At 55.4% G+C, this 20,130-nt stretch carries 16 protein-coding genes, 2 tRNA genes and 2 pseudogenes; 12 read left to right on the plus strand and 8 right to left on the minus strand.

Annotation, left to right across the window (positions count from 1 at the left end):
• Nucleotides 1-31: 31 nt before the first annotated feature.
• Nucleotides 32-1,396, plus strand: a complete 1,365-nt coding sequence (gene rmuC, locus AACX99_RS07260) for a DNA recombination protein RmuC (RefSeq protein ID WP_339411444.1) — start codon at nucleotides 32-34, stop codon at nucleotides 1,394-1,396.
• An 85-nt stretch (nucleotides 1,397-1,481) separates the two neighbouring features.
• Here the strand turns inward: rmuC and AACX99_RS07265 are convergent, their stop codons facing one another.
• From AACX99_RS07265 to AACX99_RS07275, 3 genes are all read right to left on the minus strand, one after another.
• The gene (locus tag AACX99_RS07265) at nucleotides 1,482-2,369 is read right to left on the minus strand and encodes a metal-dependent hydrolase (protein WP_339410617.1); all 888 of its coding nucleotides are present in this window, start codon (nucleotides 2,367-2,369) and stop codon (nucleotides 1,482-1,484) included.
• Between the two features lie 14 nt (nucleotides 2,370-2,383).
• Entirely contained in the window at nucleotides 2,384-3,340 is a 957-nt protein-coding gene (locus tag AACX99_RS07270; protein WP_339410619.1) for an alpha/beta fold hydrolase, read from the minus strand.
• Nucleotides 3,341-3,644: 304 nt separating this feature from the next.
• Entirely contained in the window at nucleotides 3,645-4,913 is a 1,269-nt protein-coding gene (locus AACX99_RS07275) for an MgtC/SapB family protein (RefSeq protein WP_339410621.1), read from the minus strand.
• Between the two features lie 148 nt (nucleotides 4,914-5,061).
• Between AACX99_RS07275 and AACX99_RS07280 the strand changes: the two genes are divergently transcribed.
• The 3 genes from AACX99_RS07280 (at nucleotide 5,062) to AACX99_RS07290 (ending at nucleotide 8,108) form a co-directional block, all read left to right on the plus strand.
• Nucleotides 5,062-5,775 (plus strand): AzlC family ABC transporter permease, encoded by a 714-nt coding sequence (locus AACX99_RS07280; protein ID WP_339410623.1) that lies wholly within the window; start codon nucleotides 5,062-5,064, stop codon nucleotides 5,773-5,775.
• Entirely contained in the window at nucleotides 5,775-6,104 is a 330-nt protein-coding gene (locus AACX99_RS07285; RefSeq protein ID WP_339410625.1) for an AzlD domain-containing protein, read from the plus strand. The genes AACX99_RS07280 and AACX99_RS07285 overlap by 1 nt, the downstream gene beginning before the upstream one ends.
• 129 nt (nucleotides 6,105-6,233) lie before the next feature.
• Nucleotides 6,234-8,108, plus strand: coding sequence for an MFS transporter (locus AACX99_RS07290; protein WP_339410627.1), 1,875 nt, complete (start codon nucleotides 6,234-6,236; stop codon nucleotides 8,106-8,108).
• 57 nt (nucleotides 8,109-8,165) lie between these two features.
• Here the strand turns inward: AACX99_RS07290 and sugE are convergent, their stop codons facing one another.
• Both sugE and rdgC read right to left on the minus strand, forming a co-directional pair.
• The gene (gene sugE, locus AACX99_RS07295; RefSeq protein ID WP_339410629.1) at nucleotides 8,166-8,480 is read right to left on the minus strand and encodes a quaternary ammonium compound efflux SMR transporter SugE; all 315 of its coding nucleotides are present in this window, start codon (nucleotides 8,478-8,480) and stop codon (nucleotides 8,166-8,168) included.
• Between the two features lie 149 nt (nucleotides 8,481-8,629).
• Nucleotides 8,630-9,550 carry a recombination-associated protein RdgC gene (rdgC, locus tag AACX99_RS07300; protein ID WP_339410631.1) on the minus strand — a complete coding sequence of 307 codons (921 nt, stop codon included), beginning with the start codon at nucleotides 9,548-9,550 and terminating at the stop codon, nucleotides 8,630-8,632.
• A 266-nt stretch (nucleotides 9,551-9,816) separates the two neighbouring features.
• Here rdgC and AACX99_RS07305 point away from each other — a divergent pair.
• The 4 genes from AACX99_RS07305 to AACX99_RS07320 all read left to right on the plus strand — a co-directional run bounded on the left by AACX99_RS07305 (nucleotide 9,817) and on the right by AACX99_RS07320 (nucleotide 11,714).
• Nucleotides 9,817-9,892 (plus strand) — tRNA-Val (locus AACX99_RS07305).
• A gap of 21 nt (nucleotides 9,893-9,913) precedes the next feature.
• Nucleotides 9,914-9,990 (plus strand) — tRNA-Asp (locus AACX99_RS07310).
• Nucleotides 9,991-10,180: 190 nt separating this feature from the next.
• Nucleotides 10,181-10,888: an FKBP-type peptidyl-prolyl cis-trans isomerase gene (locus AACX99_RS07315; protein ID WP_339410633.1), complete on the plus strand. Its 708-nt coding sequence runs from the start codon at nucleotides 10,181-10,183 to the stop codon at nucleotides 10,886-10,888.
• A gap of 370 nt (nucleotides 10,889-11,258) precedes the next feature.
• Complete coding sequence (locus AACX99_RS07320) at nucleotides 11,259-11,714, plus strand: YkvA family protein (protein WP_339410634.1); 456 nt, start codon at nucleotides 11,259-11,261, stop codon at nucleotides 11,712-11,714.
• A 13-nt stretch (nucleotides 11,715-11,727) separates the two neighbouring features.
• Here AACX99_RS07320 and AACX99_RS07325 read toward each other — a convergent pair whose 3' ends face one another.
• On the minus strand, nucleotides 11,728-12,450 hold the full coding sequence (locus tag AACX99_RS07325) for a substrate-binding periplasmic protein (RefSeq protein ID WP_339410635.1): 723 nt from the start codon (nucleotides 12,448-12,450) through the stop codon (nucleotides 11,728-11,730).
• A 133-nt stretch (nucleotides 12,451-12,583) separates the two neighbouring features.
• On the opposite strand from AACX99_RS07325, the gene AACX99_RS07330 reads away from it, so the two are divergent.
• The 3 genes from AACX99_RS07330 to AACX99_RS07340 are packed head-to-tail and all read left to right on the plus strand — an operon-like array spanning nucleotide 12,584 to nucleotide 13,736.
• The gene (locus AACX99_RS07330; RefSeq protein ID WP_339410637.1) at nucleotides 12,584-12,904 is read left to right on the plus strand and encodes a helix-turn-helix domain-containing protein; all 321 of its coding nucleotides are present in this window, start codon (nucleotides 12,584-12,586) and stop codon (nucleotides 12,902-12,904) included.
• Nucleotides 12,901-13,266, plus strand: coding sequence for a hypothetical protein (locus AACX99_RS07335; RefSeq protein ID WP_339410638.1), 366 nt, complete (start codon nucleotides 12,901-12,903; stop codon nucleotides 13,264-13,266). The genes AACX99_RS07330 and AACX99_RS07335 overlap by 4 nt, the downstream gene beginning before the upstream one ends.
• Nucleotides 13,266-13,736 carry a sel1 repeat family protein gene (locus AACX99_RS07340; RefSeq protein ID WP_339410640.1) on the plus strand — a complete coding sequence of 157 codons (471 nt, stop codon included), beginning with the start codon at nucleotides 13,266-13,268 and terminating at the stop codon, nucleotides 13,734-13,736. The genes AACX99_RS07335 and AACX99_RS07340 overlap by 1 nt, the downstream gene beginning before the upstream one ends.
• A 22-nt stretch (nucleotides 13,737-13,758) precedes the next feature.
• Here AACX99_RS07340 and AACX99_RS07345 read toward each other — a convergent pair.
• Nucleotides 13,759-14,199, minus strand: a pseudogene (locus tag AACX99_RS07345) (diguanylate cyclase domain-containing protein); the annotation flags it as partial.
• Between the two features lie 383 nt (nucleotides 14,200-14,582).
• On the opposite strand from AACX99_RS07345, the gene AACX99_RS07350 reads away from it, so the two are divergent.
• Nucleotides 14,583-18,287, plus strand: coding sequence for a YobI family P-loop NTPase (locus AACX99_RS07350; RefSeq protein WP_339410641.1), 3,705 nt, complete (start codon nucleotides 14,583-14,585; stop codon nucleotides 18,285-18,287).
• Nucleotides 18,288-18,687: 400 nt separating this feature from the next.
• Here AACX99_RS07350 and AACX99_RS07355 read toward each other — a convergent pair.
• A pseudogene (locus AACX99_RS07355) lies at nucleotides 18,688-20,055 on the minus strand (EAL domain-containing protein); the annotation flags it as partial.
• Nucleotides 20,056-20,130: the final 75 nt, after the last annotated feature.

Consider the following 20,130-nt stretch of genomic DNA (forward strand, 5'->3'; position numbering starts at 1 on the left):
GCGTCTGGCTAGTCAACAGCTGGAGTTCAGCCTGCTGCAGGAGCGCTTGAATAACGCGCAGCTGGCCCATGCCGGCATCGCGGCGCAACTTGAGGACTGCCGCGAGGAGGTCGCCGAGGTCGGCGAGATCAAGGCTGATCAGCAAGCCGAGCTGGCGGCGCTGCGCCGCGAGGCTGACTTGTTGCAACAAGAGCGGCAAATTGCCCGCGAAGCCGCCCAGACTTGGGCCCGTCAGCGCGAACAGCAGGAAGGCGAAATCCGCCGTCTGGACGCCCAGCGCGCGGCCCTCAGCGCCGAGCTCAAAGAACAACAGGACAGCCATCAACAGCGCCTGAGCGACCTGCAAGGCTCGCGTGATGAGCTGCGCGCGCAGTTCGCTGAATTGGCCGGGAAGATCTTTGATGAGCGCGAGCAGCGTTTTGCCGAGACCAGTCAGCAGCAGCTCGGCCAGTTGCTCGACCCGCTCAAGGAGCGTATCCAGTTCTTCGAAAAACGTGTGGAAGAAAGTTATCAGCAGGAAGCCCGCGAGCGCTTTTCCCTGGGCAAGGAGCTGGAGCGTTTGCAGCAGCTCAACCAGCGTCTTGGCGATGAGGCTACCAACCTGACCCGCGCCCTCAAGGGCCAGAAAACCCAGGGCAACTGGGGCGAACTGGTGCTGGAGCGGGTGCTGGAGCACGCCGGCTTGGAGAAGGGACGCGAGTATCAGACCCAGGTCAGCCTAAAGAGCGCCGATGGCGAGCGCTTCCAGCCGGACGTGCTGATCCAGTTGCCCGGCGACAAGCAGGTGGTGGTGGACGCCAAGGTCAGCCTCACCGCTTACCAGCAATATATTGCTGCCGAGGACGACGCGAGCCGGCAGCTGTCGCTCAAGCAGCATGTACTGTCGCTGCGCAGCCATTTGAAGGGCTTGTCGCTCAAGGACTACCAGCGACTGGAAGGCCTGCACAGCCTGGATTTCGTCCTGCTCTTTGTGCCGATCGAAGCAGCCTTCGCCGCAGCATTGCAAGCCGATCCGGGTCTGTTTCAGGAGGCCTTTGATCAACATATCGTGATCGTCAGCCCGACTACGCTGCTGGCTACCTTGCGGGTGATCGACAGCCTGTGGCGGCAGGAACGGCAGAGCCAGAACGCCCGCGAGATTGCCGAGCGCGCCGGGGCGCTGTACGACAAGTTCGTCGCCTTTATCCAGGATCTGGATGAAATGGGCGCACGCCTGCAGCAGCTGGATAAAGCCTATGCCGGCGCGCGTAACAAGCTTTGTGAAGGTCGCGGCAATATCATCAGCCGGGTGGAAAACCTCAAGCTGCTCGGCGCCCGTGCCAGCAAGAGCCTGCCTACCGAGTTGCTCGAACAGGCCGCCGGGGTGGTGGTGCTGGATGATGAGGCGGCCGAGTAGGGCGGTATTACTGCCCGTGGTAGCGGCGGGAACGCCTCATTCATGTCCGCGCGGACGCGGACCATTTCGCGGCCGTGGGCCGCTCCTACAGGGCCAGCGTCTGTTCCTTCAGTGCGCGTTGCGCCGCAGGTGAGTTGGCCAGGTAGTCCAGCGCCACGCGGATATCGCCTTCGCTGCGTGGGTGATAACTGGGGTTGAAATAGCGCAATACTGAGCTGCCGATACTGCCCATGCGCGGCAGCAAGCCACGCTTGCCCAGGTGGTACCACAGGCGCAGAAAGCCTGGACGGTAACGGGTGACCGGGTCCTGGCGCATCATGGTTTTCATCCCGGTGCTGAACAGGAAGATCAGCGCTGGCGTGGCAATCAGCATATATACCCAGCGCATCAGCAGGCTGCCGCCGATATGTACGTGCAGGTCATGGGCCACGCTGCGGTGTTCGACTTCCTCTGCACCGTGCCAGCGCAGCAGGTCGAGCATTATCGGGTCGGCGTGATCCAGGCTGCGGGTGGTAATGATCCAGTCGCCCAGCACACAGGTGAAGTGTTCCACTGCTGCGATCAGGCCGACCCGCTGACGCAGCCACCAGGGCTGCAGGGCGCGGCTGATGGCGTTGTTGCCGAGGGGAAAGTCGCACAGCACGCGCTCGAATAGCCAGTGAATCGGCCCGGTGAACGGCGTTGGGTCGATGCCGTGGCGCAGCAGGTAGGGCGTTAGCGCGCTGTCGTGGGCACGGGCGTGTTGCGCTTCCTGTTTGACGAAACCTTGTACGTCTTCGCGCAACTGCGAGTCGGTGACGAGTGGCAGGGCCTTGTTGTAGACCCGGCAGAACCAGAACTCTCCAGCCGGCAGAATCAGGTGCAGGCTGTTCATGATATGAGAGGCTTCCGGCTCGTTCGGTACCCAGTGCAGCGGTGTGTTGGCAAAGTCGAAGCGTACTTTGCGTTGTTCCAGGCGGTGCTGTTCGCTCATCTCGACTCTCCTTATCAACTCGTCAGATTCACGCGGGCGGGCGTATTGCTGCCTGCGCCGCTTTGTACCTGAGCGGTGAACTCACGCAGCCAGGCTGCCAGTTGCAACGGCTCGGCCAGCAGTTGCCAATGCCCGGCATTTACCTCGCGCCGTTGCAGTTTCGGCGCCCAGTGCTGCAGCTGGTCGAACAGTTGCGGGCGCACGAAGCGGTCGCGGGTCGGCACGATCAGTTGCACAGGCACCTGGGTGTGGCGCTGACGCGGCTGCAACAGGCTGCGGATAAAGTTGGCGCGGTACAGCTTGACCCCGTGCACGCCATCGGAGCGTTGGCTGCGGCTGATCGGCACATTGCGTAGCCCTTCGACCTTGCGCAGCAGCTGCGGCCAGGCGCGGTCAAGGCCCAGACTCCAGGTCAGCTCGGGCAGCAGTGGGGTGTGAAACAGGGCGATATACCAGGAACTGAGCAGTTGTCCGAGCACCTGCAGCAGCGCGCGCGGAGTCTTCTGTTTGAGCCGGTCGCGCATCCAGTGGCCGACATGGTCCAGGCAAGGCCCGGAGATGCTGGTGTAGGAGGCCAGCAGAGGTTGAATTCGTGGTTCGGTAACCGCCTCCCAGGCCTGAATCGAACCCCAGTCATGGGCCACCAGGTGCACCGGCTGGTAGGGGCTGAGGGCCTTGATCACCGCCTCCAGATCATTGGCCAGTTTCTCCAGGTGATAGTCCAGGCGCTTGCGTGGAATATCCGATGCGCCAAAGCCACGCACGTCGTAGGCAATGATCTGGTAATCACCTGCCAGTTCGCGCACCAGTGGCAGCCAGATTTCGTGGCTGTCCGGGTAGCCGTGCACCAGCAGCAGAGTCGGGCCGTTTGGCTTGCCCCAGCGATAGGCCGCCAGCTGCACGCTATCGCCCTGAACCCACAGCTGTTCGGCCTGCAGCTCTTTATATGGCAGCACTGCTGGCGCGTTCATACGGCTGCCTTAAGCAGAGCGAGCGTTAGTGAGTAGCTCTGGGTGATAAAGGCGAGGTCGATGGGCATGCGGCGTCTCCGGATTGTCATGGCTGACCGTTACATCATTGGATGTCGCGGGCAGTGTTGGACGCTCGGGAGGTATCTGCCTAGCCAACTTTTGGGCTAACAGCAGGGCCTGTTACGGTGTTACTGAGGCGGTTGTAACCCCTCTGCAATAGGGCTATGCGCGGGTTGTGCGTGGGCAGATGAGCTGCTTGGCAAAGCAAGTCCAGCCCTTGGTTGGGGGCGTTTTACAGGGGCGGCTATGCGGGCAGCAGTAATGCCGCCGCGCCGGCCAGCAAGCCGGCAGCCATCACCGGCAGGGTCATTAGCGCCAGTTTGCGGCCACCGATCAGCGCGACCAGAAAGCCTTTTACCAGGCTGTTGCTTAGCGCTGCGAGAAAGATTCCCTGCACCGCTACCTGAGCATGCAATTCGCCCTTGGCGCTGCGGGCTAGCGACAGGGTGATGGCATCCACATCGGCCAGCCCCGAGAGCAGCGCCACCAGATAAACGCCGACATCGCCCAGCCAGTGTTGCGCGCCTTCGACCATCAATAGAATCAGCGCCAGCAACGCGGCAAAGCGCAGCGCCGGGCGCAGCTCGAAGGGGTTTTTCAGCGGCGGTTCGGCTTGTTCTTTACTCTCCGTGCCGGCGCGGCGGTAGTACAGCAGCGCGCCGCCCGCGTATACCAGAGTGGCGATGCCCAGCGGCCAGGCCAGCTGAGGCAGCAGGCTGGCATTGACCAGGCCAACCTCAAGCAGGATGCGCGGAAACATCAGCGCCGAGGTGGCGAGCAGTCCGCAGGCCAGAATGGCTTGTAGATTGCGGCCTGCTGCCAACCGAGCCAGGGTCACAGTCATGGCGGTGGAAGACACCATGCCGCCGAGTAGAGACGTGATCAACAGGCCGCTACGCATCCCCACCAGGCGAATTGCGACGTAGGCAGCAAAGCCGATACTTGCGATCAGCACCACCATCCACCAGATGGCGTAGGGATTGAAGGACTGCCAGGGGCCGTAGCCCTGGTTGGGCAGCGCCGGCAGCAACACCAGGGAAATAAACAGCAGTTTCAGTGCGCCAGACAGTTCCGCTTCGCTGAGCCGTTGCAGGGCACTGTGTAACGACTGTTTAAGGCTCAGCAGCAGGGCCACCGTTACGGCACCGCCTGCAGCCAGTCCGGCATAGCCGGCCATGGCCATACTGCCGAGCAGAAAGGTGATTAGTAGAGCCACTTCGCTGGTCAGGCCCAGATCACCCAGACGTTGCAGTTCGCCAAAGTAAGAGGCAATCACCAACAGGGCGAAGCCGGCGAAGCCGGCGAAGATCGCCGCCCAAGCGACCACGCCGAAGTGCTTGCCCAGGAGCATGGCGAAGGCGCCGAGCAGGCTGCTCAGGGCGAAAGTGCGGATTCCCGCAACCAGCTGGGAGTCCTCGGTATTACGCCCCTGCCAACCGCGTTCAGCGCCAATCAGCAGGCCGGCGGCCAGGGCACTGGCGAAATTCAGCAGGGTGTCGAGGGCTTCCGGCATGGGCGCGTCCTGGGTGAAGAGTGCTGGCAGTTTAGCCAGCGAGTACCTGGCTGTATTGCGGTAGGTCAGTTTGCGCTGTTATCCCTGCGCAAGATTGTTCAAGACGGCGCGGCCGCAATGCGCCAGGCTGTGCAGCAAAGGAGGGCGCATGAGCCGTTTACAGCAGTTTCTCTATGGAGTTCGCGACAGTATCCCGATGATTGTCGGCATTCTGCCGTTTGGTCTGATCTATGGCGCGCTGGCTAGCCTGGCTGGGCTGAGCCTGGGGCAGGCGGTCGGTATGTCGCTACTGGTGTATGCCGGCTCGGCGCAGTTTATTGCCATCAGCCTGCTGACCCTGGGCAGTGGCGCAGTGGTGATTCTGCTTACCACGCTGGTGGTCAATCTGCGCCATGTGCTCTACAGCGCGGCGTTGCAGCCTTATGTCGGCAGGTTGTCGCAGCGTTGGCGGGTGCCGTTGGCGTTTGGCTTGACTGATGAAACCTTCGCCGTGGTGCAGCGCCGTTACCTCGCCCGTGGCATGACCGAGCACGGCCAGTGGTATCACGCCGGTGTGGCGTTGGCGCTGTACCTGTCCTGGGTGTCCAGCTCGCTGGTCGGTGCGCTATTTGGCCAGAGCGTGCCGAACCTGGCGGGTTGGGGCCTGGACTTCGCCATGCTGGCGACCTTCATAGGCATCGTGGTGCCGGCGCTGCGCAGCCAACCGCAGATCGCTGCTGCCCTTGTAGCCGGTGCGGTGGCGCTGCTGTGCCACGCCTGGCCTTACAAGCTGGGGCTGATGGCGGCTGCCCTCAGCGGTATCTCGATTGGCGTATGGTTTGAGCGCGGTAAAGCGCCGGTCACTGCCGGGGAGGGCGCCTAATGGATATCTGGCTACTGATTTTCGGCATGGCGCTGATCACCTTTGCGATTCGCTACAGTCTGTTCGCCTTTCCCGATCTGTGTTTCCCGCCGCTGGTGCGTCAGGGCCTGCATTACGTGCCGACCGCCGTGCTGAGCGCCATTGTGCTGCCGGGCATGCTGATTCCCGATGGTCAGCAGTGGGCGTTCAGTCTGGACAATGCCTACCTGTTGGCCGGGCTGGCGACTATTGCCATCGCTGCGCTGACTCGGCATCTGCTCGCTACCATCGGCGGCGGTCTGCTGGTGTTCTTTATAGTGCGTTGGTTGTTGGGTCAGTTGCCCCTGTAAGCAGGGTTATTTGCCCCCTGCATTTGTAGAAAATGCAGCAAAAGGTATGTTTCGCTGTGGCTTTGTGAGGTGTTCTTGCAGTCAAATGCCTGACAACCCGCTTGGCCACTGCAGACAGGTACACGGACGATGACCGAACAATCACAATTCGCATTGCTGGGTAAAGAGCGCTTTTTGCCGTTTTTCATCACCCAGCTGTTGGGTGCTTTCAACGACAACATCTTCAAGCAATCACTGATTCTCGCCATTCTGTTCAAGATCAGCTCCGGGGCCGACAAGGCCTTGCTGATCAACCTCTGCGCACTGCTGTTTATCCTGCCGTTCTTCCTGTTCTCGGCCCTCGGCGGCCAGTTCGGGGAGAAGTTCGCCAAGGACTCGCTGATCCGCAAGATCAAGCTCGCCGAGATTGTGATCATGCTGCTCGGCGCCGTCGGTGTGCTGCTCGGCAACCTGCCAATAATGCTCGCGGTGCTGTTTGCCATGGGCACCCAGTCGGCGCTATTTGGTCCGGTGAAATATTCGATCTTGCCGCAGCACCTCGAAGAACAAGAGCTGGTGGGTGGCAACGCGCTGGTGGAAATGGGCACTTTCCTGGCCATTCTCGCTGGGACCATTGGTGCGGGCATCATTATGGCCAGCAGCGGCTACGCGCATATCGTCGCGGCCTGTGTGGTGCTGGTGGCGGTCCTCGGTTATCTGGCCAGTCGCGGTATTCCTGCAGCATCAGCGGCGATGCCGCAGCTCAAGCTGGATTGGAACATCCTGCGTCAGTCCTGGCTGATCATGAAGCTTGGCCTGGGCCAGCGTCCGGCGGTGTCGCGCTCGCTGGTGGGCAACTCCTGGTTCTGGTTTCTCGGCGCGGTGTACCTGACGCAAATACCGGCCTACGCCAAAGAGTGGTTATACGGCGATGAAAGCGTGGTCACGCTGATCCTCACCGTGTTCTCGGTGGGCATCGCACTGGGCTCGATGCTCTGTGAACGCATGAGCGGGCACAAGGTGGAGATCGGCCTGGTGCCATTCGGCTCGATCGGCCTGACCCTGTTCGGCATTCTGCTCTGGTGGTTCTCCGGCGGCTTCCCCGAAGCAGCGGCGGCGCATGACTGGCTGGCGGTGCTGAGCATTGGCCAGGCCTGGTGGATTCTCGGCTCGATTCTCGGCATCGGCCTGTTCGGCGGCTTTTATATCGTGCCGCTGTATGCGCTGATCCAGTCGCGCACGGTGGAGCATGAGCGGGCGCGGGTGATTGCGGCCAACAACATCCTCAATGCGCTGTTTATGGTGATCTCGGCGGTTGCCTCGATCCTGTTTCTCAGCGTCGCCGAGCTGTCGATTCCGCAGTTGTTCCTGACCATTTCGCTGATGAACATCGCGGTCAACAGCTACATCTTCAAGATCGTTCCCGAATTCAGCATGCGTTTTATGATCTGGCTGCTCAGTCACTCGATGTATCGGGTTGAGCACAAGGGGCTGGACGCGATCCCGGATGAAGGCGCGGCGGTGCTGGTGTGCAACCACGTGTCGTTTGTCGATGCGCTGCTGATCGGCGGTGCGGTGCGCCGGCCGGTGCGCTTTGTCATGTACTACAAAATCTACAACCTGCCGGTGCTCAACTTTATCTTCCGCACCGCCGGCACCGTGCCGATTGCCGGGCGCAACGAAGACCTACTGATCTATGACGCCGCGTTCAAGAAAATCGCCGAATACCTGCGCAATGGCGAAGTGGTGTGCATCTTCCCTGAGGGCAAGTTGACCACCGATGGCGAGCTGAATGAGTTCAAGAACGGCATCGAGCGCATCGTCGAGGCCAACCCGGTGCCAGTGATTCCCATGGCGCTGCAGGGCTTGTGGGGCAGCTTCTTCAGCCGTGACCCGCACAAGGGCTTGTTCAAGCGCCTGTGGTCGCGCATCACCCTGGTGGCCGGTACGCCGGTTGCGCCCGAGCTGGTCAAGCGCGAGTTGCTGCAGGCCCAGGTGGCTGAGTTGCGCGGTGAGCGGCGTTAAACCGCAGAGATGAAAAAGCCCGCCAATTTGGCGGGCTTTTTTGTGCGTTTTGAGTGGCTAGTGGCTGAGTTTTAGCCCGATCAGGCCACAGACGATCAGCGCCACGCTGGCGATACGCAGCAGCGTCACGGCCTCGCCAAACAGCATGATGCCGGCAATCACCGTACCCACGGCGCCAACACCGGTCCAGATTGCATAGGCGGTGCCCAGCGGCAATTCCTTCATGGCCAGGCCAAGCAATGCCAGGCTGACGATGATCGCCGCAACAGTCAGGAGAGTGGGGAGAGGGCGGGTAAAGCCGTCGGTGTATTTCAGGCCAACAGCCCAGCCTACTTCGAACAGGCCGGCCAACAGCAGAATGGACCAGGACATACAAACCTCCAAAACCAATAGAGGGGCCGTCCCGTGGTGATCACTCGCAGAGTGGTGAGGTCGTCCTCACGCTGTGCAGTATTTTGCACATTGGCGGGGTTAGGGCAAGCTGCAGAGGACCAGTGGTTCCTCTGCAGTCGTGCAGCGGTTTAGATCCCCTGCGGAATCTCTTCACCGCCCAGGGCTTCGAACAGCGCCGGGAGGAAGTCCACTAAGGTCAGCATCATCAGGGTGAAGCTGGCGTCCTGCTGGCCGAGGTCGTCGTCACCGCCGTCTTGTTCGGCCTGATCTTGCAGCAGGTCTTCGAAGCGCAAGCGCTTGACCACCAGCTTGTCGTCGAGCATGAAGGACAGCTTGTCCTGCCAGGCCAGGGACAGCTGAGTGACCTGCTTGCCTGAGCTCATGTGTAGCTGGATTTCGTCGCTGGTCAGGTCCTGACGCTTGCAGCGCACTACGCCGCCATCTTCATGGGTGTCACGCAGTTCGCACTCATCCAGCACATGGAAATCTGGCGCTGCTTGCTGAACTTTGACCCAGTCGGTGAGGGTCGCGCTGGGTGCGATCTTCACGGTCAGTGGGCGTACCGGCAGCGAGCCCATAGCTTCACGCAGGGTCGACAGCAGGTCTTCGGCGCGCTTGGCGCTGGCCGAGTCAACCAGGATCAGACCCTGTTTCGGCGCGATGGCGGCAAAGGTGGCGGATTTGCGGATAAAGGCGCGTGGCAGGAAGGTCTGCACGATGTCGTCCTTGAGCTGGTCGCGCTCCTTCTTGTAGACCTTGCGCATCTGCTTGGCTTCGATCTCGTCGACCTTATCCTTCAGCGCATCGCGCACCACGCTGCCGGGCAGGATGCGTTCTTCCTTGCGCGCGGCAATCAGCAGGAAATCACCGCTAACGTGCACCAGCGGCGCATCGCCGCCTTTACCGAAGGGCGCGATAAAGCCATAGGTGCTGAGTTCTTGACTGGCGCACGAGCGGGCCGGTTTGGCTGAGAGGGCCGTTTCGAGTGCCTCGGCATCAAACGGGATGTCCTGAGTGAGGCGATAGACCAGCAGGTTACGAAACCACATAAGAGGGTGTATCTCCATTAACAGACCTGCCGGCAGCGGCAGGTATCACAAGTCGTCAGTGCCCTATGCGGGTGCTGTATCAGGTTGGCCGCAGCGCTATGACCCGTTGGGCAACCTGTGTGTTGCATTCGGGGCGCATTATTCCCCCGAGTGGTGCCTGAGGCCAAGTCTGCGCTAAGCCTTTGCTGCATCAATAAAAAATTTTCAAAACAGTGCTTGCCAAGGTGAAGATCGCTCTCTAGAATGCGCCCCACTTCGAGAGTGAAGGGTGATTAGCTCAGCTGGGAGAGCATCTGCCTTACAAGCAGAGGGTCGGCGGTTCGATCCCGTCATCACCCACCAACTCGCTTTTTGAAGTTACGCGCAGCGGTAGTTCAGTCGGTTAGAATACCGGCCTGTCACGCCGGGGGTCGCGGGTTCGAGTCCCGTCCGCTGCGCCATTTTTCTCCTCGCTTCATCCCCTCTGTGACACATCGCAACGCCTCGCACAATCCTTTCTGAATAATCCGCTAAACATCTGAACTTATACGCATTTTCTGCCTCCTAACACGGTAGCCAGTGATCGCGACAGCCTGCTAAGCTCGCGCTTTCACACCATTAGCCCTAGGGCGCACCGGACAAGGAACAAGCATGAAACAGCATCGTTTAGCAGCGGCGGTCGCCCTGGTAGGTTTGGTTCTCGCGGGTTGCGATTCACAAACCAACAAAGTCACCCTGGAAACTCCGGCACAGAAAGCGTCCTACGGCATTGGCCTGAATATGGGTAAAAGTCTTGCTCAGGAAGGCATGGACGACTTGGACTCCAACGCCGTTGCCCAAGGCATCGAAGACGCCATTGGCAAGAAAGAGCAGCGTCTGAAAGATGAAGAGCTGATCGAAGCCTTTGCTTTCCTACAGAAGCGTGCCGAAGAGCGCATGGTTGCGCTGAACGAAGAGTCGTCCAAAGCAGGCAAAAAATTCCTCGAAGACAACGCCAAGCGTGATGGCGTAGTGACCACTGAATCGGGTCTGCAGTACGAAGTCGTGAAAAAGTCTGACGGCGCCCAGCCGAAAGCCACTGACGTGGTGACTGTTCATTACGAAGGCAAGCTGACTGATGGCAGCGTGTTCGACAGCTCGGTTGAGCGTGGCAGCCCGATTGATTTGCCAGTTAACGGTGTGATCCCTGGTTGGGTTGAAGGCCTGCAACTGATGCACGTTGGCGAGAAGTACAAACTCTACATCCCAAGCGAGCTGGCGTACGGCGAGCAGAGCCCGACTCCGGCGATTCCAGCCAACTCGGTGCTGGTGTTTGATCTGGAGCTGATTGCGATCAAAGACGCAGCCACTCAAGAGTAACGTCTAGCGTTTCCCGCAGCGCCCCGTCTCGACGGGGCGTTGTCGTTTCTGCGGGTCACAATCTGCACTTTTCGCTTGACTGGAGGGTCTTAAACGATATGTGTAGGGTGTGGGGTGTTACGGTTATGCACATTTCGCAGATTGGCCGTGACGGGTTAGGGTAACTCTCTTGCAGAAACCCTTTGCCATTTTTAACTCATTGATTTATATGGTCTTTTGCTGTGTGGGCAAAAAATGTCCGATCTGTGGTGAGGCCGCATGGGCTGGGCGTTTGCCAGGGTTATCGAGAAACTGTTCACAAGGTTATCCACAGCTTTAGTGGATAACCATAGCCAGCCCAGCGGGTGCGCGGGGTTGCTAGGAGAAAGCGATGAAAGCACCGAAAAATTTCGCGCGTTACCAGTTTTTGGCTAAGCGTTTCCTCAAGGCCGGACGGTTACCAGCGTTGCTTTTATCTGTCGCCCGAAAGCGTGAAAAACTTGGTAATGGCTTTGCCGAGTTGGCCGGCCAGCTAAAGCTGTTGCAGGCTCTTTGTCTGGCTTGGTGGCGCGGTGAGTATCGGGCCATCGATTCTCGAGCATTACTGGCCGTGGTGGCGGCTTTGCTGTATTTCGTTACGCCGCTGGATGCGATACCGGACTGGTTGTTTGGTTTCGGCCTGGTTGATGATCTGGCTGTGCTGGCCTGGGTGTTACGCACCTGGCAGGAGGAACTGGCTGCGTTTCAGCAGTGGCGCGCGGATCAGGCTCCAGAGGTGTTGCAGATCGTTGAGCGGTTGCCAGAGCTGGATGAATCGCTAGCGCCGCTGCAAGGGCGCGTGGAGTAGCGCGGGCGATGAATCAGGTATCGTTGAGCATCTGCTCGATCAGACCTTGGTCGCGCAACTGCTGCAGTGTCTTGTCCAATAACTCAGTGCTCACCGGCAATTGCGGGCTGTAGGTGCAATGCATGTCGTAGCGTTCGATCACCCAGGGATTTATCTGCAGCGGTGCATCCGTACGCTTGGCCAGTTGGAAGTTCAGCGGCCTGCGCATGTCGATGATCGCGTCCAGGCGTTGTTTGCGCAGTAGATTAAGCCCGGCGCTGTGGTCGCGCAGGTCCTGACGGATGATTTGCTTATTAGCGAATGCCGCCATTAACTCGCTGCTATAGACATATCCCAGCTGAGTGCCGAGGGTCTTGCCGCGTAGTTCATGGAAACTGTTGATCGGCGCATGCTGACGGTGCAGTAGCAGTACATCTTCTTCTCTGTAGAGGGGGGCGGACCAGCGATAGCGCTCGGGTTTGTCGATCCATTGCGGGTTGCTGTTACAGATCACATGAATGCGCCCGCGCTGCATATATTCGTCGATGCGCCTATTTGGGGTTTCGACAAACACTGCTTTGTAGCCGAGCTGCTGGCTTGCCAATAGGCCTAGTTTGTAAATGAAGCCACCGCGCAATTGCTGCTCGTGCACATCGACATAGGGCATGCCGTCAGCCGTGGCGAAGCCCCAGCGCAACTCATCAGCGCAGGCCCAGCCACTGCAGCCAATCAACAGCATGGTTATCAGTCTGCGCAAAGCCTGCCCTCAACTGCTGCTGAAATCATAGGGGCAGTATAGATCACGCTCTTTCTCGTGCCGGGCTGTTAAGATGACCGCCTGTTCTGGAGTTGCTGAGAGTGATGGAAGTGCTCTGCATGGAGATTTACAGATGAATGTGCAAGTGATCGAGCGCGATGGCCAGCCGGAGTACGCAGTGCTGCCTTGGGCGCAGTATCAGGCATTGCTGCAGGCCGCTGGGCGCACGCCTGAGGTGGCCGCGGTGGTGGTTGATGCTAGTAAGCCGGCCTTGAGCCAGTTGACGGCCCTGCGCGAAGCCAAGGGCATGAGCGCCGAACAGCTGGCGCGTAATGTCGGTATCAGCCCGCATTACCTGAGCATGATCGAGAGCGGCGAACGCCAGCCGGACGCCGCCATCCAGCGTGCGCTGGCTTGGCATCTTGGGGTTGATGGGTGGGAGGCGCAGTCTTGAGCGTAAGCATCAGTCGACAACATTGGCAGGCGTTGCTTGATGAGCTCGAAGATGCTCAGCGTCAGCGTCACCTGCTGACCTATCGTGCGTTGATCGAACGTCTGGCCTTGCCCAGCCCGGCCATGCAGACTTTAGCCGCTGCACTAGAGCACCTGGCCGCCCTGGATGCGCGTGCTGAGCGCCCGTTGCGTAGCGCATTGGTGATCAGTCAGGGGGCAAGCCGCTTGCCGCGCACCGGTTTTTTCGAATGCGTTAGTCGGCTGGGGCGTTTTAATGGTGCCTCCGATGGTATCGCCGCAGCCTCCTGGCATGCCGCCGAGGTGGCCCGCGTGTTCGAGTTCAGCTACCCGGAAGACGCCTGATGTTCGGCGCGCTGCGTGCGCGTATCGGCTACCTGCTGGCGCGCCGTCTGTTTCACTGGGGCTGGCTGGTCAAGCAGCCGCGAGCTTGGCGTTGGATGGAAGGGCAATTCGCTCGCATGGCTAACTTGGGTGATACCCAGGCGCAAAGCTTCTACGGGCATATTTTGCTGTTTCGCGGCCAGGGCTTGGGCGCACGTGATGAAGGGCGGCGCCTGCTTGGTTTGGCGGCCAAGGCCGGCGATGCCAAGGCGGCCTATCAACTTGGCGTTTTGAGTCTATCTGGTGATACCCAGCACGCTGTGGATGCGCCAAAGGCCATCGAATGGTGGACGCTGGCTGCACAGGGAGGCCACCCGGCAGCTGCCTATCGCTTGGCTGAGTTATACCGCAGCGGCGCTGCGGATGTTGCCGCTGATACTGCGCTAGCTGAGCATTTTGCCGCACTGTCCAACCGCCTCAGCGGCCTCTGATTTAGCAATCTGACTTCTGCCATCAGGCCGCCGTATCCGCCTGAGTGTCGATAATATGCAGGCTGTAACCCGGCACGGCCTTGGCATGACGCTTGGCCTCTGAGGCCATCGCCGCCAGCTGGCTGGCATCCAGCTGCGCACATTGCTCGGGGTGGACATGTACCACTCCTAGAGACAAGGACAGCAGCGCATATTCCTGGCGTTTGCCGTTGCGGTCATGGGCGACAAAGCAGCCCGCATGCAGGTCTTCTTCACGGTAGAAGCGTCGGCACTGACTCTGGAAGTCCTCCAGCAAGCGATTGAGCCGCGCGCGCCAGTCCTGTGAGCCGAGCACCAGCAGAAAGTCATCGCCACCGATATGGCCAACAAAGTCCCGCGTCGGGTCGACCCGCTCATTCAGGCACTGCGCCAGACTGAGCAGCACTTCATCGCCCTTGGCATAGCCGTAGATGTCGATGAGGGGATTTCACTATTTTGTCTGCATGCCAAAAGACCTAACGTTAATCGACCTAAAAGCTTATGTAGCTAAACACTTTAAGCGAATCCTGCTGCAACCGGTCGCAGCTGTACGGTGGTGACAGATGAGAAAGGGCTAGGAGCAGACATTTTTATTAGTGGAAATAATCTGCATACCTCCTCATTGACCTTAGGCTCAAGGCGCTATCCAGCGTCAACCTGCAAAGCAACGCTATACCACTTGGCATCGAAGAAATCTGCGGCTTCTATAGCCGGTGGGAGGAGGCTGGAAAATTCAGCCATTTTTTCCACTCCAAATGCATAATGGCATTATGCCCCTGCTGATTAAACGCAGACCCGAAGAATTGAATACTGCTCAAGGATGACCGAATGAGGTATCTAACGTCACTGTTCGCCAAAATACGCTCGATGAGCGTTTCAAAAAAAGGCTTTTCGAGCGTTACTGAAAATTCACCTAAAGATGAGACTTTTTTCGATCTCGCACCTGTAGATAACGTAAATGACAATGGCACGTATCGTCACGCTCTTGAATTTGCGATGCAAAATCCGGCAATTAGGAATATTGCTTTAACAGGGCCCTATGGGTCGGGGAAGACCAGTGTTATTAAAACATTTGAAAGAGAGTCTCAATATAAATTTTTAAATATTTCATTGGCTACTTTTAATGACCCTGGTTCAACGGATGATTCGGGAGAAGTCTCTGGAGACGTTACAGTTAAAGTTGAACGAAGTATTCTTCAGCAAATGCTATATGGCGCAGAAACTTCGACGCTACCCTATTCGAGATTTAAGAGAATATCAAAGCCGCAAAGATTGGACTGGAATGCAGTGGTTTTCGTCGGGTGGCTTGTTGCATGCGGTTACTTGTATATGAATTTTAAAGATTTTTTAACTGCTAAGGGAGCAGAAGATCTAAATCTTACCCTTGTTTTTACTGCTGCTTTTGCATTTCTTTACTTGGCAAGACTGATTTCGAAATCCTTACAAGCATCACACTCGCTTTCGATAAAAAAACTTTCTTTACAGAATGGTGAAATCGAACTGGATAATGTTCCAGAAAGCTCGATATTGAATAAACATCTAGATGAGATAATCTATTTCTTTGAGGAAAACGATTATGATCTTGTTGTATTTGAGGATCTGGATAGATTTGGTAATCCTGAGATATTCATCAAGCTTCGTGAGATAAATAAAATAATTAATGATGGGCGTATGCATAAGAGAGGTTTTTTTGATTTTGGCTTTCTTAAGCCGATTAAGTTCTTGTATGCAATCAAGGATGATGTGTTTTTTAATCGTGATAGGGCGAAATTTTTTGATTTTATTACACCTGTGATACCGATTATAAATAATTCAAACTCGCGTGAGATGTTCGCTCAGTGCGTGAAACCAAAAAAATCAGAAAAAAATATTGATGGGCGTTTCTTAAGCGAGGTTTCGCTATATTTGGATGATTTTCGTCTAATCAAAAATATTAGTAACGAATTTCTCATATACGAAAATAAAGTAGGTGGCAAACCTAATCTAAATAAGCTGCTCGCAATTATTATTTATAAAAACATCTATCCACGAGATTTTGAAGCACTGCACCATGGGAGGGGGGCGCTCTTTTGTATAGTCGATAGGCGTGCAGAAGCGATAGCAATAGCAGCTGCCGAGTTAGATTCAGAAATCCAGAGAAAGAAAGAAGAAGTTCGCGCGTCAGAGAACGAGCTATGTCAAAGCCAGGAAGAGCTTATTAAGATTTTTTTGGGTGAGCTTTGCAGAAAATATACCGCAAATACTATTGCAGGGGTCTATGCGAGTGAGAATTTATATTCTTTCGAGCAGCTTCTAGAGTGGGATAATTTTCAGAAATTATTCAGCGAGAAGAAACTTAGAATTCAAGTAAATGTTGCTCAGTATTATGGCAATACGCAGCAAGACGTAGATTTAGGATTCTCCTTCAGGGAGTTTGAGGAAATAGCTATACCTGGCTCAAAATTTGAAAGTAGGCATGCACGTATAAAAGATAAGAATGCTCAGCGTCGCCAGCAGTTAAACTTTGAAATTGATAGGCTAAAAGAGCAAAAGTCTGAATTTGCAAGAAGGCCGCTGCGAGAAATTTTGCAGGGGGCGGGACTTAGAATTGATGAAATAGCAAAAGACGCGGGGGTAGACGACTCAAGACTGCTGAATTATCTAGTCGGTAACGGTTATTTGGATGAGACTTATAATTTATATATCTCGATATTCCATGAGGGCCGTATGTCACGTAATGACTGGAATTTTATCCAAACTATCCGTGATTTTAGAGTTGCAGAACCACTCGCTCCTATCGATAACCCTAAGGAAGTGGCTTCCGAAATGCGTGACGAAGATTTCGGAGCGGAATACGTACTAAACGTAATTTTAGTAGATTACCTATTACAGCCTTTCATCGAAAATAGATCGAAATTAAAAAGCGCTATCGAGTTTATTTCCAAGAACTTTAATGATTCTGAAGAGTTCTTTGTAGCATATTGGTTGTCTGGTAAGAGTATAGGGGGTTTTACTCGCGCTATAGCCGATGGATGGCACGGTTATGCAATGACAGCTATAGAAAGTGATCTTGCAGTTAAACATGTTGCCGCAATCCTTACTTATGTTGAGCCAAGTCATATAGCAAATAAAATGAATATTGACTTTGCTATAAGTAAATATCTCTCAAGCCACCTGGCTCTTGTGTATTCAGAGAATGTTATGCTTCACCATAGCTATAAAGCACTTGAGCTTATGTCTGTCAAGGTAGCCAGTTTGCAAGATATATGCGAGCTTGAGGGTCTTTTTGATTTTATTGTAAATGCCTCTCTTTATTCGTTAACAGTGGAGAACGTTAGTCTTGTCCTCACAAAATTTCCTGCAGAGGCGGAGCATACACAAAAATTATTAGTTGATCGTGATTTTGCTAATTACACTTCGATTAAGTTATCTGGTAGTGAGCCTCTAAAGAAATATATTGATGGTAATTTGAACTCTTATTTAGTCGATGTTTCTATGGCGATGAAGGATAACCTGGAGGAGTCAGAATCATCGATTTTGGAAATTATTAATCATTCAGGTGTTGATGAGGAGCTGGCTATTCAGTTTGCCCTTAGGCAAAAAAATGTCTTTAATAGTTATGAGAAAATTCCGTCTTCGATGTGGGGCGGATTATTGTTTGGTGGTCGCATAGATATTAATTGGAATAATGTATTGACGTATTATTCCGAGGTGGAGGTGGATGCTGAACAACTAAGTACCTTGCTTGATCGTGAGGATGTATACGCTAAATTGTCAAAGTCAAAAATACCAAAAGTCGGCACTGAGGATGAGAGGTGTTTGGCCCTTTCACGATTCATAATAAATAATTCAGATATCGGTATCAGAAGTTTTGAGATGCTTTGCCAATCTGTACCTTATGTTTTTCAGAGTTTCCCTAAAGAAATACCAGATGATCGGAAACTGATTCTCGCCAGCCGTGGAGTTGTCAGCTTAAATGAGACCTCTTTTATAGATTCTGCGACGGTGAGCGGACTTAAAGCGGCTTTGATAAAGGCACATTTCTCGACTTATGAGGAAAACTCCGAAAACTTCGCATTGGATATTTCAAGTAAAATTGAATTGCTAGAGGCTGGTATCACTGCGGATCAGACTAGTCTCATTATCAGTCGCATTGCTATTGGAGAGATTCTGACTAATCCGAGCGCTACGGAGGTGGTCGGTCGAGTATTGGCTTTCCCTGAAGGGTGTAGAAAAGACGTCGACCAAGAAATCGTATCTCATTGTCTTGTAAATACAGAAGATCAAAAGTCACGAAAAGGAATTCTCTACAATTTTGTAGATGTGCTGACAAATGAACAAATTACGAATGCACTAATTTTATTGCCTGAGCCGGAGTGTCTCTTCGTTAAGCCAAACAATCGAGTTCGCATAGAAAAAACGGAGAGAAATTTGCTGTTTGTTAAGAAGCTTGTTAGTAGGGAAATTGTTTCATCCATTACCGAAGAGCCAACGTTCATTCGAGTCAATGCCTTCCGTAAAGGATTGCTATCTTTTCTCGGGGATTCGCAATGAGCTTTTTGAGTGTGGTTAATTTTATGGCGACTGATTGCTCAGCTTAGTTTATTGGAATAGATATGATTTTATTTGGTGTTTGCCGCTCTTCCAGATAGGCAGTCGTCAATTGGGAGTGGGTGATGTATATGATGCTGGGCTTCGCTAGTGTGAGTGTTAAATTTAAGTCTTATGATTATTCTCCATGGGCGAGGGTGTTATTGGCCACTTCAGACGCATCAATCAGGTGCTTGGGGCTATCAACGTCGAAGCGTTTATAGTTCGCGAGTTAGAGCATCTGGCCATTCTCTACCAGTCGTCACAGTGGCGTGCGCCGATAACGTCACTCAGGAGCAGCGTATTTTGGCGTCAACTCAAAATTTTCCTCGATGGTGGACACGATCATTGATATCAGTCCTCCTAGCTGCTCGTCGTTTTCACTAATCGTGCCGTTCAGCTCGTTGAACGGCTTGAAGTTGTCGATATCCACATAACACACCACGGCTTCGCGGCTCTGCTGCAGTAAGCGGGTCAGGCACTGCTGGATTGGCACGTTGCCTGGCAGCAGCGTCAGCGGATTGGCGTAGCGGGCCTGCTGGATTTTCAGTTCGGTAATCAGTTTGAGTACGTCGATTACCCGACCAAGCCCTACGTAGCAGCCGTCCTCCATGATGATGAAGTCTTCTTCGATGCGCTGGCGGGCGCGGCTGGTGAGCAGACGGCTGACCTGTTGCAGAGACTGTCCGCATTCCACCGCCAGGTAGTCATCGCTCATCAGGCGGCTGATCGGTTTGCGGGCGAACAACTCATTGGCAAAAGGCTTGAGTAAGGTCTCTGCCAGCGAGTGACGATGCACGATGCCGACGGGTTGTTGCACCTGATTGAGCACCGCTAGCGAATTCAGGTTGGCCTGGGCGCGAAACATTTCCAGCACCTCGCAGATGGGGGTGCTCAGAGCCACGGCTTGCTGTGTGTTAAGCAGGTCGCGCAGGTCGCTGGCCTCTTCGCTAAGCGGGCTGCTGCTTGCGGTGCTGGGTAGCAAGTTGACGGCGTCTTGCGGCGGTTGCTCCTGCGGGCGACAGAGCAAGTAACCCTGGATCAGATCGACGCCCATTTCCGCTAGCACGGCGAGTTCCTCGGGCAGTTCGATGCCTTCGGCGATCACTTGGGCGCGGGAGGCTTTGGCCATTTTCAGAATTGATTCAACGAACTCGCGTTTGACCGCATCTTGATGAATGCCGTCGATAAAGTGGCGGTCTATCTTCACGTAATCCGGGCGCAGCTCGGACCAGAGGCGCAGGCTCGAATAGCCGGCGCCGAGATCATCCAGGGCGATGGAAAAACCCATGGCGCGATAGTGGTGCAGGGCGGTGTCGAGCAAAGCGAAGTCGTCGGTGGGCGATTGTTCGGTCAGTTCGATCACCACCTGGCTTGGTGGAATGCCCAGGGTTTGTAACAGTTGTAAGGTGCGTCCCGGCTGGTGTTTGGGCTCCATCAGTGAATCGGGCGATACGTTGAGGAACAGCTTGCCTTCAAGCTTGAGCTGGCTGAAGCGCTGGCAGGCATTCTTGCGGCAGAGCAGTTCCAGCTCGCTCAAGCGCCCGGCGCTGCGCGCCACAGCGAACAGATTGATCGGCGAGTGCAGGGCACTGTTGGACGGGCCGCGACTAAGGGCTTCATAACCGAGTAAGCGTCGCTCGGAGAGCGAAAAAATCGGTTGAAACAGACTGTGCAGGTCGCCATTGGCGAGGATGCTGTCCAGCGCGCTGAACTGCTCGGTGACGATCATGGCGGCTCTCTGTGCATAAAAAACGGGGGACTGGTATTGCTACCAGTCCCCCGTATTTCACGACAGTTTGATGAC

This window comes from Pseudomonas sp. EA_35y_Pfl2_R5 (assembly GCF_963970805.1).
Taxonomy (GTDB): Bacteria; Pseudomonadota; Gammaproteobacteria; order Pseudomonadales; family Pseudomonadaceae; genus Aquipseudomonas.